Genomic DNA, 15,658 nt, shown 5'->3' on the forward strand with positions numbered 1-15,658 from the left:
CTGTTATGCCTACTCATCAACGTATTCGTATGTTCAACACCAAAGAAACCTATCCGAATCAGACACTGGACAACGATCTCTGCCAGGCAGTGCGCGCCGGTAATACCGTCTACGTGCGTGGTCAGGTCGGTACTGATTTTGACGGTAATTTAGTGGGACTGGGCGATCCACGCGCCCAAACCGAACAGGCGATGAAAAACCTCAAACAACTGCTGGAAGAAGCCGGTAGCGATCTGAGCCATGTTGTTAAAACCACCACCTATATCATCGATCCGCGTTATCGCGAGCCGGTTTACCAGGAGGTGGGGAAATGGCTGAAAGGGGTGTTTCCGATTTCAACTGGCCTGGTGGTTTCGGCACTGGCGCAGCCGCAGTGGCTGATGGAAATTGATGTGATTGCGGTGATCCCGGATGACTGGGAGGCGAAATGACGCTTTCGATTGCGGCACGCTGTGCGGAGTCCGGCCAGCTTGGTATCGCCATTAGTTCGTCGAGCATTGCCGTAGGGGCGCGTTGCCCGTGGCTGGTGGCCGGAGTGGGTGCGGTATCCAGCCAGAACATCACATTACCGGCGCTGGGGCAGCAGATTCTGGCGCGTCTGGAAGAGGGCTTAACGCCGGAACAGGCGCTAAAAAGCGCACTGGCAGAAGATCGCTTTAGCGAATATCGCCAGGTGACGGTAATTGACGCCAGCGGTCGCAGCGCCGCCTTTAGCGGTGACAAGACGCTGGGTATCTATCATGTGGTGCAGGGCAAAGAGTGCGTGGCCGCAGGTAATATGCTGGCGGAACAAGCGGTGATCGCCGAGATGGTGGCGGCTTTTGAAGCTGCCACCGGTGAGCTTACTGGTCGCCTGCTCACGGCGTTGCAGGCAGGGATCGACGCCGGTGGTGAGGCGGGGCCGGTGCATTCTGCTGCTGTGAAGGTGGTGGATGATTACACCTGGCCGCTGGTGGATCTGCGCGTTGACTGGGCAGAAGAAAACCCATTGGCCGAGCTGCATAAGCTGTGGCTGGCGTATGAACCGCAGATGCAGGCTTACGTCACCCGTGCGCTCGATCCACGCGATGCCCCGAGCTATGGCGTCCCCGGCGATGAGTAGCGCGGTGCGCGATATCCTTGCGGCGCTGCTGGCGTTTGATACCACCAGCCGCGAATCCAATCTGGCCTTGATTACCTGGATTGAGGATTTTCTGGTGCAGCGCGGGATCGCATCGCAGCGCATCATGGATGCCAGCGGGCGCAAAGCCAATCTGTATGCCCGGCTGGGACCGCGCGGTGACGGTGGAGTGATGTTATCCGGCCATACCGATGTGGTCCCGGTTGATGGTCAGCAATGGACGCTGCCGCCGTTTGCCCTGACACAACAGGAAGGGCGCTACTATGGTCGTGGCAGTGCTGACATGAAAGGTTTCCTCGCCTGCGTGCTGGCATCGCTGGATAATTTTCTGGCCCAGCCGTTGCGCCTGCCGTTGCATCTGGCTTTTTCCTATGATGAGGAAGTGGGCTGCCTCGGCGTGCGAAGCATGGTTGACTATCTGCGCGCTTCAGCGGAAAAACCCGCCATGTGTGTTATCGGCGAACCTACGGAAATGCGTCCGGTTTATGGGCACAAGGGTAAAGTGGCGATACGCTGTCAGGTGCATGGCCGCGCCTGCCATTCGGCCTATGCGCCATCTGGCGTCAATGCTATCGAATATGCAGCAAAGCTTATCAACCACCTCGGCGAAGCGGCGCAGCAACTGAAACTGGTCGAGGATACGCGTTTTGAACCACCGTACAGCACGCTCCAGACCGGTGTGATTCAGGGTGGCAGTGCGCTAAATATCGTGCCGCAGGATTGCCAGTTTGATTTCGAAATCCGCTATCTGCCAGAGGCAAATGTCCAGGGGATGATGACCCGGGTTGAGCAGTTTGCCCGGCAGCAACTATTGCCACAGATGCAGGCGGTAGCGGGCGAAAGCGCGATCCATTTTCAGCCGCTGAGCCATTACCCTGGCCTGCTCACCGATCCCCAGTCGCAATTTGCGCAATGGCTGGTGCAGTGGAGCGGTAGCGATGATTTTTCAACGGTGGCGTTTGGCACCGAAGGGGGATTATTTGATGAAGCGGGGATTGCTACCCTGATCTGCGGGCCGGGCAGCATGGAGCAGGGGCATAAACCGGATGAGTTTATCGCCATAGAGCAAGTCGAACGTTGTATGGCGATGCTTGATAATCTGTGCCAGTGGATGCGCTGTTTTTCTTAAAAACGCGCGATAAATCGCGCCGCTACATCAGGGCGCGAATCAACAACCATCATCAATTGATCCTGATGATGTTATGACTTTCCTCTTAACTCAGCTGAACTCACTGGCAGTCCTTCCGAAAAATTCAGATGATGCGCGGCTCCACGCGTATCAATGCCTTTAAGGAAAAAAGCATGCCAAAATTACCGACATCTCTGGTGTCAAATGTCACCCGCAGTTCAGCAGAAAATAAACCAACCCCCGCCATACGAAAAATTGCTGCTCAGAATTCCCAGGCCTCCATGCAGTCAAATACCGTTAAAACCCTGGGTGATTATTTGATGACTAAAGCCGGAGACTTTGCTCATTATGTCGATAAACTCATGAGCACGGATAAGCAGCCACGAAATTTTGTCAGTGTTGAACTTTCAGACGGCAAAGCCACCTCTTATAAGATATATGGTAATCCTCCCTTCAGAATGAGTGGGCATAAATTTACCGATCTTAAAATTATGCATAACCATTTTCCCGCTGGAGTGGAAATGAGTAATTGCTGGTTTAAGGCGACAGAAGACCTGATGAAGTGGGGCGATGTGAGTTTTTCGCATGCTAATCTGGCGGGCATAAAAATTGATGGTGGTTTGGAAGGCAGCCAATCCTGTTTTGATTCAATTGGGTTTTCCTCTGTCAATCTGCAAGATGCTGAGATTAATGATGTTAAATTCACCAGCGGTGATGCTCCTGTTTTTTCTCAGGTCGATCTCAGTAAAGCTAAATTCAATAATGTCTCTTTTAAAGGATGTTTCCACAGTATTTGTGAATTTAGTCGTGTGAATTTGACCGGTTCTGGGATAACGGATCTGACGCTGAGTTACGTTGATTTTCTGGAAAAGGTGAATATCACCGGTAATACCATCAAAGAATTATTAGTGACGGGCCCCTGTGATTGGTCGGGTCTGGAGTGTGACCACTATAGTGACGGTGCTATTAGCTGGAACCGGAAGATGTTTGATAATGCAGAGGGATTGAATAAATCATTATCCCCTGAAAATGGCGCAATTGTTCTCAATATGCTCAACACCATGAAAAAGAACAACGGAGATATCGTGGTGGATTTGATGAGGCAGATGACGGAAATCATCATGCACTCACCTGCGTTGGTGGAGTGTTATCGTAATGAACCGCTACTGCGCGCATTAATTGCAGAACTGCGCGATCCTCTTTACGCGGGTAACAAAGATATTCAGGAATTCAGGGATAAACTGCTGTTTCAACACTATCGACGTGCCCCGCTGAACCCCGGTGAGAAGGAGCTGGCAGAGGCCCGGGGGTTGCTCAGCAAACTGCCTGTGGAAAAACTTTTGCAAGTCCAGGTGGTGGTCAATCAGGTGGCAAGAGAATATCCGCAAATCTGGAGCAGGTTTTCTGAGCACAGAGATCTGGCAGATCTCAGCTGGCTGAGAAAGATAAATGGATCCAATATTCCCCATCTTTTTTTTAATCCGGAAACATGGGAGATTATTTGCCTGTCAAAAATGGATTTCGAAGGTCTGGTCACGTCAAATACTCCGCCACGCAATCCAGAGCAGATAAAATGTGATGTATCAGGCAAGAACATTAAATTTGTGGCGGCTGAGCAAGGCGAAATAAGTCGCCTTCGCTCGGCCTTGCCGCTGGTTAATCGTTTATGGGAGCGCGCCACCATGTCATTGCAAATGGTGATAAACGGCCTGTTTACTTCATATTCATATAGTGACTTGTCTGTTGAGGAGAGAATGGAAGCAGGGGCTATTAACCATCATACGAAGGCACTTCTGGCGCAGCCGTATGGAAAAAAATTGAATCTGACCTTCAGTAATACGGCGAAAATGTTGAAAAAAGTTTTTTCCTCTTATTGTGGGCATAATTCACAGCAAAGTTGCACCGCACTGGTAAAACAAGCCCAACAGCAACTGGAAAATCATCCCAGCTTTCAGGCCCGTCCTCGTGATCAACAACACGCTATCGCGGCGCTGGTCATGGTGAAGGTGCTGCTTGAATTATCTACAAAGCGATATTACGGCACCGAAAGTAGTAGCGTCACGGCTTTCCATGAACCCGCCTCGCATATTTTTTGGAATGCCTGCAAAGCCTGCCCGGGTATGTTCAATGACCGTGCGCGAATCGGCTGGTATAACTCGCTTTCAGGTCCTGGCCTGCAACATCCCGAGCAGGTAGCCGGTTTATTATCCGAAATAAATCAGTATCAGTTCCACGGCCCTGACGGCGCAGCGATCAAAGCCGCGTTTGATGCGGTCTATCCTTTACCGCAATAAGCTACATTAGCGGGGATGCAACATTGCATTCCCGTTGTGACGATGCTGTTATAAAGCTCTTTTCGCGCAATGGGTCCGGATTTGTGTCGCTGAATGCTTCTGAATGGGTAAACCGTAATGGTATTGAATGTTCCCGCGTCACCGCCAGTGACAGTGGTTTTCCACGACATTTACATGATGAATATGTGATTTGTGCCAACCTGAGTGGCCGGGAAGCCATCTGGCTGGATGGTAAAGAACATGAAGCGGTAGCCGGGCAGGTGACGGTTTACAATCCGGCATCGATTCAGGCGTCAGCGTTCAGTCTGGAACCGGTAAGTTTTATTAGTGTGCATTTACCGCAGTCGGTGCTGCGAGAAGTGGTGGCGCAGCATGGCCTGCATAGCACCAGTGAGGCACCAGTGCTGCGTGAAGGGGCGTACTACGATGCGCGGGTGTTTGCCGCGATTTGTCGCTTTGCGGATGTGGCACAGCAGGATGATGAACAGCTGCTGATGTGGTTATGCGGCGAGCTGCTGGATGATCAGGCCAGCTGCCAGCAGGGCGATGAACAGCTTATCGCCCAGGTGAAAGATTTGCTGCGCGCCGATCTGAGTGTAAAACCGCAACTGGATACGCTGGCGCAACAGGTGGGTTTCAGCAAATACCATCTGGTGAGGCGTTTCACCCAGCTTACCGGTATGCCACCGCTGCAATACCATATGCAACTGCGTTTACATCATGCACGTGATTTGTTGCGGCGTGGCGTGCACCCCCAGGAGGCGGCGCTGCAACTCGGTTTTTATGACCAGAGCCATTTTATCAATGCGTTCCGCAAGGTGATGGGCACCACGCCGCACCTTTATGCCCATCAGCTGAGGATAAATTCCCGATAGCCGGAGCTGATCACATAGACAGCGAAGTAACAGAAAATCAGCGCTGAAGCGAGGTAGGAATATTTCAGCAGACGCTGCCCCAGCAGTTTTCCTCCCATGCTGCCCACCAGGCACAATACGCAGGTCCAGAATACCCCGGCGATAAAGAAGCCGCTGAGAAACCATGAGGTAGCACCCGTATTACCATGCCCCATACGTGAAATTAGTGCGCCCCCGACGCTGGCAAACCACAGAATGGCGGTGGGGGACGATAGCGCCAGCATCACGCCACGGCTGAATTCCCGCATCAATGAACGTTTTGGCTGTTGTTCAGACATATTGATCGCCGTGACCGAACGGTATGCCGCCAGCAGCATTTTGATCGCAAACCAGACTAACAACAGCCCGCCACCCACCCACAGCACCCAGCGTACCGCCGCAAACTGCAACACCACCGCCATGCCCGCCAGTGCCAGCAGCGCATAAATTAAATCGCCGATGCAGGTACCAATCCCCAGCCAGAAACCGTGGAAATAACCGCGCTGCATTGCCAGAGTGATCATGGCGATATTCGCCAGACCGATATCGAGGCACAACGACAAACTCAACAGAAAACCATTGGAAAACTGCAACATAATTAAATACGCATCCCGCGCTGGTGAAAGTGGAGGTATTTAACCATGTTGTCGTATAGGGATATTGGAAAGAATTGCGCATTACAGCAGCGGATAATTCTGCTGAATCAGCCTCGCAACTCGCCATCCTTCCAGCCCAGGTGGATGATAGGCCGCCATACGGGAGGCAAGCAGGGCGAGGCGGTTTGCGGGGATGTCCTGCTGTGATGAAAGCAACTCCTTCGAATTGTTGCGGTTTTTTGGGGCAATATCCGGCCACAAGACAATAGCATCGTCAATCAGCCCGATACCGGTATCGCGCAGTGGATAGGGGTTTTGTTCTTCATTGCCGCAATCTGCTGCGGATGATAGCTGGATCATTATTCTTGCCAGGATCACGGCGGCGATGGTTTATTCCTGTTGCGTGGAAAGTCCAGTACGAGTCAATCCCAGCTTTTCACGTGTGAGGTTGATCAGTGCCTCACGTTTTTCTTCTGTCCCGATGTCCGCATTGAACGGTGAGAGCATTTTTCCTGACGTATTTAAATCATCAAACGACGTCAGATCTTTTCTCTCACGGGTTTGCCGGGTAAGCCGTGCAATAATATGGTTTTCAATTTCCGTTACCCGCTGTTGCTCACGGTATTAAGACCTTCGCGGTGGGAGAATAACCTGGTGATCACCTCTGATAAATTCCTGTCACTGGTGGACCAGAGTGAATGCAGGGCGGGGAAAGTGCGCAGCAAATTAATAAGATTTTCAGCAGTGCCAGGTACGGGCCTCATGGTGTATTTCTCCGGGTCATACTCTAACAGTTGAAAATTTGGCGGGATTTCCTGTGCAGTAATCAGGCGGTTAAATTCATCATTTGGTATTGCTAACAATCTCACCACTGTTTCTGATAACGATGGGCTGCTGTTGTGCACGTAATTCACCTTCTTGTGACTTAACGTGGGCGGCTGAGCTCACTGGGTTAATGGGAATGTCTGACATATTATTTCTCCTTAAATAAGGATGAGGTTTTTATGATGCTGGTGGATTTTTTAATTTCGGTAATCATCAGGAAAAGGAGATTGCAAAAATACGGAAAAATAAAACATAGCGATTTTATGAGCAAGATATGAAATCAGAAATTGCAGAGGGATTATTCTGCTTTTGCCACACGTCTTTGAAATAGTATATTCATTCAATCCTTCAGCGCCCGACGTTATCCAAATATATTTAAAGAGATCCATGATATGCGCGTAACTTCGTCAGTACCGCAGGCTGCTAATGACACAATAATAACCCCTAATCAGGTGGCACCGATTGCCAGGATAGATCATATCGGTAATGTGGCCGAGATCCCGCAATCAGCTTCCCATGCCACAACCTCTGTTGCTGCCACCACGACCTTTCAGACGGCTATCAGCTGGCAGCGGCAAGCGGCTTTCGCCTGTTTGCTTGGGCAGCAGACGGGCTATTATCTGGACGCTCACGATCTGTTGGTGGAGGAAAATCTGGCCCGTAGCGCGAGCATTGGGCACGGAAAGCTGCAATGTTATGACGTAAAAATTATGGCTACCGGGCAAAAGTTTGAAGTTTCTACCTATCCTGCCAGCGCCATTATCGCCAGTGGACATGAAGATCGATTCCCTGCCATTGCTAACTGTGTTAATAGCGAGCGTTCGAGGATTGGCATGGTGACGTTGCCCAGTGATAGCGGCCAGGGCGAAGAAAACTTTATCACCGTTTCGTTTAACCGGCAGGGGCTAATTTCGTGCGCGGAATGGCTGGAGCGGCTTAATCATCAACGAGATAATTGTTGTTCGATTGAAGATATTGTCAGTGACTATATGACGCGATTACAAGGTGCGCGTGCGATGCTGGAAGGGTGTAGTGATTTCCATAAAAAGATCATGACCTTTGGTCATTCTGTGGGTATTAAAGCGCATGCCTATCTCAATCCGACAGTTATTTTCTTGTCCGAAAAACCGGAAGCTGCCGATGGTAGCCTTGAAGTGGAGTTTGAACCCTCGGCGTTTTTCTACCGTTTTCTGCAACAGGCCAGGATTAAATCCATGACAAAATCGAGTGGCATAAATTTTTCCTGTTATTTATCACCGGAGGTCAAGAGTAGCAGAACCTATAATAGCAAGGCCGATAGCTATAATCTCGGCGTCATTCTTCAGGAATTATTCCACATCAATATTAATAACCAACAACATGAGAGGACAGCTTTTCACTCTCTAATTGCTGATTTGTTAGAAGCTCAGGCAAAATATCGTCCCGATGCTGAACAGACTCGTAATCAACTGCAACCTCGTTACACATTAACCAGTCTGATAGACGAATTTCTCAACACCGCACCCACTAATAAGCGTGATGAAATAATTCCCCCGGGAAAATTAACGCTAATGATTCAAAAACAAGTCAATTACATTTCTGCGCTTTATTATCATCTTGCCGCCAGCGGGGATGAAGCGAGCCAGTTCCTGATCGATGCGCTGGTTGACTTTATAGTCACCACAGATATGTCACTGGTGGGTATGCAGCGTTATTTTACCTTTTCGCAAGAGATTTCAGGTATTCGGAAACCTGAGGGAGAATTAACGCTACAGCAGCGTGTACAGGAGATGTTGCAGGCAAAATCGTTTGACTCCTGTGCGCTGCTATTTTTGCTTTCCGATGTGAATACTACCCATCTGGAAAATTGCAGCTTCACTGACTGTTATCTTGATAATGTCATTGGTAACGAAAAACCCATATCTACGCTAAAGGGGAGTCAAATCAAACAAACCCCGGAGTCACTGCATAAAAAACCGGCCAGTGTCTGGCTTAAAGATTTTAATATGGAACGACTGGACTTAACCGGCACGGATACCGCCCCGATTCGTTGGTTAGTGCAGTCTCTGGGACACACGACCGTCATCGGTAATAAATGGGAAAATGTTCATATTTATTTAAATCAATGTAACAAAGCAGACAATGCCGAAATTAACTTCAATCAATCACAGCTGAAAAATGTGGTGATGTCATCGCTTCCTGTTAACATTCACCACCAGCAACATCATTATTATCCGTGCTGCGAGATTCTCCAGAGCAATTTTTCAAATGTGGAGGCGGAAAATCTGACGTGGACCGGGCTGACGTTTCGCCGGGGATGTAATTTCTCCGGGTTAAGAGTCAAAAACTTAATTGTTAAAAATACCAGGTTTAATGACACCTTGTTTGGTAATTATGACAAACGGCAGATCACGCTGGCAGCCGAGATGTTTAATAATCATCAAATACGTTCTCAACTGGAACCCGGCACAGGTGAAGGAGGAAAACCTGAATTTCTGCTATTTCTCGAAAGCATTGCCGACCAGCGGGTTAAACAGGATTTTGCGGAACAGATGGCTAGCCATATTATCGCTGGCGGGGGAGAACGCCTCAGTCACCCGGCTCTTTATGCTTTGCTAAATCATTTCTCGCAACAAGGCTATGCCTCTTCCATCGATATCCAGCACTGTTGTGAATGGGCAATGGATAAACTTTATAGTGCCTTGGGCACTCAGCTACTCGATCAGCGTATCAGTATTGAGGAACAGCATCATATTCTTACCCGTTACTTACCCGTCCTGGGAAATAATGCTTTATTGAAATATCAGCTTTGGATCCACCAAAGGTACAATCAATTGCCACCCGCAGTTAAAACTGCTTTTCTGACCATCCCGGAAATCGCTGCCGTACAACGTGAGTTGATCAAACTCATGGTTGTTGACAGCGATGATGGCCAGCAGCTGCCAATTTATGTCTTACCTGATAAGACAAAAGGGTTCTATCTCACCAATGAGCATCAGGATGCGGTGCTGGAAAAGCGAACCGATATCGTTATTAATCCTGAACCATTCGATATTGAACAACAGGATAAGACACTATCAGTGAGTTTTATTGGGAAAAATGCAGCGCGGATTAATGAAATCTTTTCCCTGTACCCCTGGCTGTTTATTCAACAACAACCAGCCGTCCGGCCTGTTTTTGATCCGTTTCAATTCACTGCGCCTGTCTCCGGGCGTGAAGCTGCACGGCTTGAACTCATCAGCAGAAATTTCCAGCGTTGTGTGGCTAAAAACGGTGTCTGGCAAATCGATCTGACCAGCATGGATGATCATCTGCTGTTGACGAAAGTACTGGCTCCTTATTTTTCTGAGGGGAGTTCGCCCAATCAACAACGTCAGAATTTATCAGATGAACTGCTGAGTCTTCTGCGTTCACGCATGATGGATCTCAATGGATGGGGGAGCCAGGAAGAAGCTAAGCGGGCATACAGTCAATTTTTACTATTAAGTCCTAATCAGCAGCGTGCGGTGGCGGCTCTGAGCCTGGCAGAACTCTTTGCACGGTTATCCTCGTCAGAATTTAGCGGGACGCATGATAACTCCCCGCCAGCGTGGCGTAAATTAGCCTGGCATTTTCTGACAGATGTTGAACGCTTCTGGCTGGAGCTGGCTGATTCTTTTGGCAAGTCTTACCATCAATACAGCAAAGCCCACTATGACGAACAACAAAAGAAAATTGTCTATGAAAATACCGTGCAGGAAATCGACACGCTAAAACACTGGCAGGATACATTATGCCCGCAAGTGGGGATACTTACCGGTTATGCGGATTGCACAGCATTATTAAGCTCAGAAATGCGAGTCACCATGAATAAGCCGGGTTATATCGATAATAAAATCTGGGAAATGATGAAATTGTTTTGACCTGCACATTTGTAGCGGCACGAATTATCGCGCCGCTCTAAACCAATCCCTCTGCACCGCCGTGGTGCCAGGCGCTGCGAAAGAGTGCAATAGCACCTGAATGTTCATTCAGACTGGCCCGCATAACCCGCGAATATTCTGAGCAGGCATCAGGGTATTAAGGCTGGCCCGGTTATTGCTTTCTGAAACTATTGCCCCAGCGTTGTGGCAATCACATCTTTTTTCATGCAGACAGCGTTGTCTGCCAGCTGCTGGTTTCACCCTGTCCGGTTCTCCCGGAAACCCATTTTATTGTTCTTACTGACTCATCACTTCATTCAGAGGGTGCTATGGCTATTAGTCGTCGTTCTTTTCTTCAGGGATCTGCATTATCGGCATTAGGTATGGCTGCGGGTGTTGCACCGAAAATCAGTTTTGCGGCGGATAATAAAGACGCCATCAAAGTGGCGACCATTCTTGATCTTTCTGGTGGTCTGGATATCTACGGTAAACCAATGTCCAACGCCATCAATCTGGCGGCCGATGAAATCAACGCGGCCGGGGGCTTGTTGGGGCGCCCGTTGCAGATGATTAATTATGATGCCCAATCCAATATGCAGCTGTATGCACAATACGCGCAGCAGGCGGCGTTAAAAGATAAGGTCTCCGTGGTACACGGCGGAATTACCTCGGCCTCGCGCGAAGTTATTCGTCCGGTACTGGACCGCTTCCGCACACTCTACGTCTATCCGACGCAATATGAAGGCGGCGTGTGTGACCGCAACTATTTCTCAACGGGTTCTACCCCGGCGCAAACTGTGGAAAAACTGGTGCCCTACGCGATGAAGAAATGGGGCAAAAAAGTCTATGTGCTGGCGGCTGATTATAACTATGGCCAGATCGTCTCCGCATGGGTGAAAAAGTCGGTGCACGATAACGGCGGCGAAGTGATGACGGTGGAATTCTTCCCGCTCGATGTCACCGACTTCGGTGCCGCCATCTCAAAAATCCAGAGTGCGAAACCGGATATGGTGTGGTCGGCATTGGTGGGCGGCGCGCATATCTCTTTCTATCGCCAATGGCATGCGGCGGGTATGAGCGGCAAGATCCCGATTGCATCGACGGTGTTTGGTGGCGGCAATGAACACATCATCCTGTCACCGGAAGAGAGCAACGGCATCCTGGTGGCGGCCAACTATATGCAGGAAATCGCCACCCCGGAAAACCAGGCCTTTGTGCAAAAATTCCATGCCAAATACGGTGCCAGCACGCCAAATATCAGCGATCTGGCGATGGGGGCTTATCAGGGCATGTTGATTTGGGCGGAAGGGGTGCGCAAAGCGGGTGATATTGACCGGATGAAGGTGATTGAAGCGCTGGAGTCTGGCATTAGCGTGACCTCGCCAAGCGGCAAAGTCACGGTCGATCCGGCCACGCATCACTGTTCGCTGGATGTGCACATTGCTGAGGTCGAGAACCATCAGATGAAAATCCTCGAAACCTTCACCGATCAGCCTCCGAGCGATACCGCAATGGTGTGCGATTTGAAGAAAAACCCGCGCGATACCAAACAGTATCAAATCGAGCTGTAACAGGAGCCACTATGGATCTGTTAATTATCTACGGCATTGAGGTGCTCAATGCTATCGCGGTGCTGATTATCATGAGCCTCGGTCTGGCGGTGGTGTTTGGCATGATGAAAATCGTCAATATGGCGCATGGCGAATTTATGATGCTCGGTGGCTATAGTGCGATTCTCGCCACCAACCGCCTCGGCCTGCCCATATGGGTAGCCATGCTGGTGGTTGCCCCGCTGGTGGTGGGGCTGTTTGGTATCGTGATTGAGCGAGTGATTATCCGTCACCTTTATGGCCGGATGATTGACACCATGCTGGCAACCTGGGGATTGAGTCTGGCACTGATCGGTGCCGCGACCATGGTATTTGGTAATACCACGCTGGGTATCAGTTCGCCGCTACCCAGCGTCAGCGTGGGCAGTTACAGCACCAGTGGCTATTCGCTGTTTACCATTGTGTTTGCCTTGTGTCTGGTCGGTGGGTTGTGGCTGTTGCTGCGCTTTACCACCCTCGGCCTCTGCGCGCGCGCCACCATGCAGAACGCGCGCATGGCGGCGGCGCTGGGTACCAATCCCGGCAAAATCTACAGCCTGACCTTCGGCCTCGGCGCGGCGCTCTCCGGGCTGGGCGGTGCGCTGCTGGCCCCGATCACCGGGGTGATTCCCACCATCGGCATCAGTTTTATCGCGAAGGCGTTTATCACGGTGATTGGCGGCGGCAGCGCCATTATTGCCGGGACGCTCTCCTCATCCACCCTGTTTGGCACCATCTCCCAGCTGGCAACCTACGCCTGGACGCCAGTATTTGGCGCAGTGGCGTTGTTGCTTAGCGCGATTGTGCTGCTGCGTCTACTGCCGCAGGGCATCACCGGACGCTTCTTCAGGAGGTCGCTGTAATGAAACTGATTGCTGAACGGGTGCAGATTATCGTGGTCGCGCTGGTGGTGATGCTGGCGGCGTTCTGGCTGTCGGGCGCACTGGAGCTGTATACGCTGCTGTCGGTGACAGTATTTCTGGTGATGGGGCTGCTGGCGCTCAGCCTGGCGTTTATCTGGGGTTATGGCGGCATTCTGTGTTTTGGTCAGGCGGCGTTTTTCGGTCTTGGTGCTTATACCTACGCGATATGCGCCATCAACTGGGGCGACTCCACCTGGGCGGTGGTGATGGCGGTGCTGCTGCCGACGCTGTTTTCGCTGCTGCTCGGGTATGTGATTTTTTATGGCGGTGTGAGCGATGTGTATCTTGGCGCGATCACCCTGGCTGTCAGCCTGGTGTTGTTTAACTGGGTAAACTCCACGGCGGGCAGTGAATACCATATTGGTCAGGCGCTGCTTGGCGGCTTCAATGGTATCCCGTCGGTGCCCACCCTTAACCTGCCATTCCAGCCTGATGCGATTTTGTCACCGGAAGCGATCTTTATGGTGACGGCGGGCTGCCTGGCGCTGTGCTATGTGCTGCTGAAATTCATCCTGCTGAGTCGCTTTGGCAAAACGGTGGTGGCGATCCGGGAGAACGAACAGCGTGCCGGTCTGCTTGGATATAACGTGCCAGCCCACAAGCTGGCGACCTTTGCCATCGGTGCTGCCATCGCCGGGCTGGCGGGCTGTCTGTACGTTAACTGGGGCGCATTTGTCAGCCCTGGCGTGTTCAGTATCAGCCAGTCAGCGCAGATCATTATTTGGGTGATTGTTGGCGGACGCGGCACGCTGATCGGTCCGGTGATCAGCTGCATTCTGTTGCAGTGGATGGTCACCCGGCTGGGTGCGCAGCAGACGGTAGACGTCAATCTGGTGCTGGGGGTGATTCTGGCGGTATTTGTGCTGCTGATCCCCGGAGGCATGTTGCCAACGATACAACGGCTGGGGCGGCGTAAGCGACAAGCCACAGAGCAGGCAAACTCACCGCAGGTCAGCGAGGTGAAACAATGAACGCGCCGGTATTGTTACAAACCCGCAAGATCGGCGTCAGTTTTGGCGGGGTCCACGCGGTGAAAGAAGTGGATTTCACCCTGCACGAGGGCGAATTACGTTGCCTGATTGGGCCGAATGGTGCAGGTAAAAGCACCTTCTTCAAGATGCTGAGCGGGCAGGTGACACCGAGCCGGGGGGAGTGCCGCTATCGCGACCAGGTGATCTCCGGTCTGCGTCCGTGGGCCATCGCGCGTCTGGGTATTGGTATCAAGACCCAGGTCCCCAGCGTGTTTGAAGGGTTGAGCGTGCGCGAAAATCTGTGGCAGGCGGCGGCCAATAAAATGGTTAAAGCGGAGGTGCCTGCCGCCATTGATCGTGTGTTGCAGGATATCGGACTGGCGCATCTGGCAGACGTCACCTTAGCGGAGCTGGCGCACGGTCAGCGGCAATGGGTCGAACTGGGGATGATCCTGATCTCCCGCCCGCAGCTGGTGCTGCTGGATGAACCAGCCGCCGGGATGACGCACCACGAGGTGCGTAAAACTGCCGAACTGATTAAAGCCATCAATCAACAAAGTACCGTGGTGGTGGTGGAACACGATATGGAGTTTATCAGCATGATCGCGCAGAAAGTGACGGTGTTTAATCAGGGGGCGGTGCTGGCGGAAGGAAGTTTCCGCGAGGTAACCAGTAACCCACTGGTCAAAGAGGCGTATCTCGGCAACGTGGAGATTAAACATGCTTGAAATTAAAGAGATGGTCTCGGGTTATAACAAGATTCCGGTGCTGCATTTGACTGATCTGTTTGTTGGCGCCAAATCCTTTACTGGCGTGCTGGGGCGCAACGGCATGGGTAAAACCACGCTACTGCGCGCCATTATGGGGGAGCTGCCTGCATGGCAGGGGCGTATTGCGTTGAATGGTATCGATATCACTGCTTATCAGGCGCATCAGCGGGCGGCGGCCGGGATTGGGTTTGTGCCGCAGGGGCGACAAATCTTTCCCTTGCTGACGGTGGAAGAAAACCTGCGCATGGGTTGCGTGAAGCACTTCTCGCGCGCCGGACAAATTATCGAGCAGATGCTGGAGATTTTTCCGCGCCTCAAACGGCTGTTGGCCCAGCCGGGAGGCGCTTTATCTGGCGGTGAACAGCAATTGCTGGCGCTGGCGCGTTGTTTGTGTGGGCAACCACAGCTGGTATTGCTGGATGAGCCAACCGAGGGGATCCAGCCGAATATCTGCGAGGAGATTATTGAGACGCTGCAACGACTGCGGCATGAGATGGATATTTCGATCATCCTGGTGGAACAGGATATTGAGTTTCTTTATGCGTTGTCGGATCAGATCCATGTGATTGAGAAGGGTGAGATTATTCACCACATCGATCCGCAAACCACCTCAAGCGCCAGTATTGCGGAGCAGTATTTAGGGTTTCATGCCTGATGGGCGAACCGG

General features: G+C 51.3%; 14 protein-coding genes. 11 read left to right on the plus strand and 3 right to left on the minus strand.

What is annotated here, in order from left to right; all coding sequences use genetic code 11:
- The first annotated feature begins 5 nt into the window (after nucleotides 1-5).
- The 5 genes from PW844_RS09705 to PW844_RS09725 all read left to right on the plus strand — a co-directional run bounded on the left by PW844_RS09705 (nucleotide 6) and on the right by PW844_RS09725 (nucleotide 5,418).
- Nucleotides 6-431 carry a RidA family protein gene (locus PW844_RS09705; protein WP_299450746.1) on the plus strand — a complete coding sequence of 142 codons (426 nt, stop codon included), beginning with the start codon at nucleotides 6-8 and terminating at the stop codon, nucleotides 429-431.
- Nucleotides 428-1,102, plus strand: a complete 675-nt coding sequence (locus tag PW844_RS09710) for a DUF1028 domain-containing protein (protein ID WP_299450748.1) — start codon at nucleotides 428-430, stop codon at nucleotides 1,100-1,102. Before PW844_RS09705 ends, PW844_RS09710 begins: the two co-directional genes overlap by 4 nt.
- Nucleotides 1,095-2,249 (plus strand): acetylornithine deacetylase, encoded by a 1,155-nt coding sequence (gene argE, locus PW844_RS09715; RefSeq protein WP_299450750.1) that lies wholly within the window; start codon nucleotides 1,095-1,097, stop codon nucleotides 2,247-2,249. Before PW844_RS09710 ends, argE begins: the two co-directional genes overlap by 8 nt.
- Before the next feature lie 173 nt (nucleotides 2,250-2,422).
- Nucleotides 2,423-4,543: a hypothetical protein gene (locus PW844_RS09720; RefSeq protein ID WP_299450751.1), complete on the plus strand. Its 2,121-nt coding sequence runs from the start codon at nucleotides 2,423-2,425 to the stop codon at nucleotides 4,541-4,543.
- Between the two features lie 83 nt (nucleotides 4,544-4,626).
- Nucleotides 4,627-5,418 (plus strand): AraC family transcriptional regulator, encoded by a 792-nt coding sequence (locus PW844_RS09725; RefSeq protein ID WP_299450753.1) that lies wholly within the window; start codon nucleotides 4,627-4,629, stop codon nucleotides 5,416-5,418.
- Here the strand turns inward: PW844_RS09725 and PW844_RS09730 are convergent.
- The 3 genes from PW844_RS09730 to PW844_RS09740 all read right to left on the minus strand — a co-directional run bounded on the left by PW844_RS09730 (nucleotide 5,394) and on the right by PW844_RS09740 (nucleotide 6,937).
- On the minus strand, nucleotides 5,394-6,032 hold the full coding sequence (locus PW844_RS09730; protein ID WP_299450754.1) for a LysE family transporter: 639 nt from the start codon (nucleotides 6,030-6,032) through the stop codon (nucleotides 5,394-5,396). The genes PW844_RS09725 and PW844_RS09730 overlap by 25 nt on opposite strands.
- A gap of 81 nt (nucleotides 6,033-6,113) precedes the next feature.
- Complete coding sequence (locus tag PW844_RS09735) at nucleotides 6,114-6,392, minus strand: hypothetical protein (protein ID WP_299450755.1); 279 nt, start codon at nucleotides 6,390-6,392, stop codon at nucleotides 6,114-6,116.
- 242 nt (nucleotides 6,393-6,634) lie between these two features.
- Nucleotides 6,635-6,937 (minus strand): hypothetical protein, encoded by a 303-nt coding sequence (locus tag PW844_RS09740; RefSeq protein WP_299450757.1) that lies wholly within the window; start codon nucleotides 6,935-6,937, stop codon nucleotides 6,635-6,637.
- 312 nt (nucleotides 6,938-7,249) lie between these two features.
- On the opposite strand from PW844_RS09740, the gene PW844_RS09745 reads away from it, so the two are divergent.
- The 6 genes from PW844_RS09745 (at nucleotide 7,250) to PW844_RS09770 (ending at nucleotide 15,646) form a co-directional block, all read left to right on the plus strand.
- A complete protein-coding gene (locus tag PW844_RS09745; RefSeq protein ID WP_299450759.1) occupies nucleotides 7,250-10,738 on the plus strand; it encodes a hypothetical protein in 3,489 nt (1,162 codons plus the stop codon).
- Between the two features lie 329 nt (nucleotides 10,739-11,067).
- A complete protein-coding gene (locus tag PW844_RS09750; protein ID WP_299450761.1) occupies nucleotides 11,068-12,309 on the plus strand; it encodes an ABC transporter substrate-binding protein in 1,242 nt (413 codons plus the stop codon).
- 11 nt (nucleotides 12,310-12,320) lie between these two features.
- Entirely contained in the window at nucleotides 12,321-13,190 is an 870-nt protein-coding gene (locus PW844_RS09755; RefSeq protein WP_299450762.1) for a branched-chain amino acid ABC transporter permease, read from the plus strand.
- Nucleotides 13,190-14,221 (plus strand): branched-chain amino acid ABC transporter permease, encoded by a 1,032-nt coding sequence (locus PW844_RS09760; protein WP_299450763.1) that lies wholly within the window; start codon nucleotides 13,190-13,192, stop codon nucleotides 14,219-14,221. Before PW844_RS09755 ends, PW844_RS09760 begins: the two co-directional genes overlap by 1 nt.
- Nucleotides 14,218-14,949 (plus strand): ATP-binding cassette domain-containing protein, encoded by a 732-nt coding sequence (locus PW844_RS09765; protein WP_299450764.1) that lies wholly within the window; start codon nucleotides 14,218-14,220, stop codon nucleotides 14,947-14,949. Before PW844_RS09760 ends, PW844_RS09765 begins: the two co-directional genes overlap by 4 nt.
- On the plus strand, nucleotides 14,942-15,646 hold the full coding sequence (locus tag PW844_RS09770) for an ABC transporter ATP-binding protein (protein WP_299450766.1): 705 nt from the start codon (nucleotides 14,942-14,944) through the stop codon (nucleotides 15,644-15,646). Before PW844_RS09765 ends, PW844_RS09770 begins: the two co-directional genes overlap by 8 nt.
- Nucleotides 15,647-15,658: the final 12 nt, after the last annotated feature.

The sequence above is a fragment of the Pantoea sp. genome (genome assembly GCF_028283705.1).
Lineage (GTDB): Bacteria > Pseudomonadota > Gammaproteobacteria > Enterobacterales > Enterobacteriaceae > Pantoea.

What these genes read in the sequence shown, in the direction of transcription:
- PW844_RS09705 (WP_299450746.1), top strand. Translation starts at nt 6, where the DNA reads ATGCCTACTCATCAACGTATTCGTATGTTCAACACCAAAGAAACCTAT.
- PW844_RS09755 (WP_299450762.1), top strand. Translation starts at nt 12,321, where the DNA reads ATGGATCTGTTAATTATCTACGGCATTGAGGTGCTCAATGCTATCGCG.
- PW844_RS09760 (WP_299450763.1), top strand. Translation starts at nt 13,190, where the DNA reads ATGAAACTGATTGCTGAACGGGTGCAGATTATCGTGGTCGCGCTGGTG.
- PW844_RS09730 (WP_299450754.1), bottom strand. Translation starts at nt 6,032, where the DNA reads ATGTTGCAGTTTTCCAATGGTTTTCTGTTGAGTTTGTCGTTGTGCCTC.
- PW844_RS09770 (WP_299450766.1), top strand. Translation starts at nt 14,942, where the DNA reads ATGCTTGAAATTAAAGAGATGGTCTCGGGTTATAACAAGATTCCGGTG.
- PW844_RS09710 (WP_299450748.1), top strand. Translation starts at nt 428, where the DNA reads ATGACGCTTTCGATTGCGGCACGCTGTGCGGAGTCCGGCCAGCTTGGT.
- PW844_RS09735 (WP_299450755.1), bottom strand. Translation starts at nt 6,392, where the DNA reads ATGATCCAGCTATCATCCGCAGCAGATTGCGGCAATGAAGAACAAAAC.
- PW844_RS09720 (WP_299450751.1), top strand. Translation starts at nt 2,423, where the DNA reads ATGCCAAAATTACCGACATCTCTGGTGTCAAATGTCACCCGCAGTTCA.
- PW844_RS09765 (WP_299450764.1), top strand. Translation starts at nt 14,218, where the DNA reads ATGAACGCGCCGGTATTGTTACAAACCCGCAAGATCGGCGTCAGTTTT.
- PW844_RS09745 (WP_299450759.1), top strand. Translation starts at nt 7,250, where the DNA reads ATGCGCGTAACTTCGTCAGTACCGCAGGCTGCTAATGACACAATAATA.
- PW844_RS09750 (WP_299450761.1), top strand. Translation starts at nt 11,068, where the DNA reads ATGGCTATTAGTCGTCGTTCTTTTCTTCAGGGATCTGCATTATCGGCA.
- argE (WP_299450750.1), top strand. Translation starts at nt 1,095, where the DNA reads ATGAGTAGCGCGGTGCGCGATATCCTTGCGGCGCTGCTGGCGTTTGAT.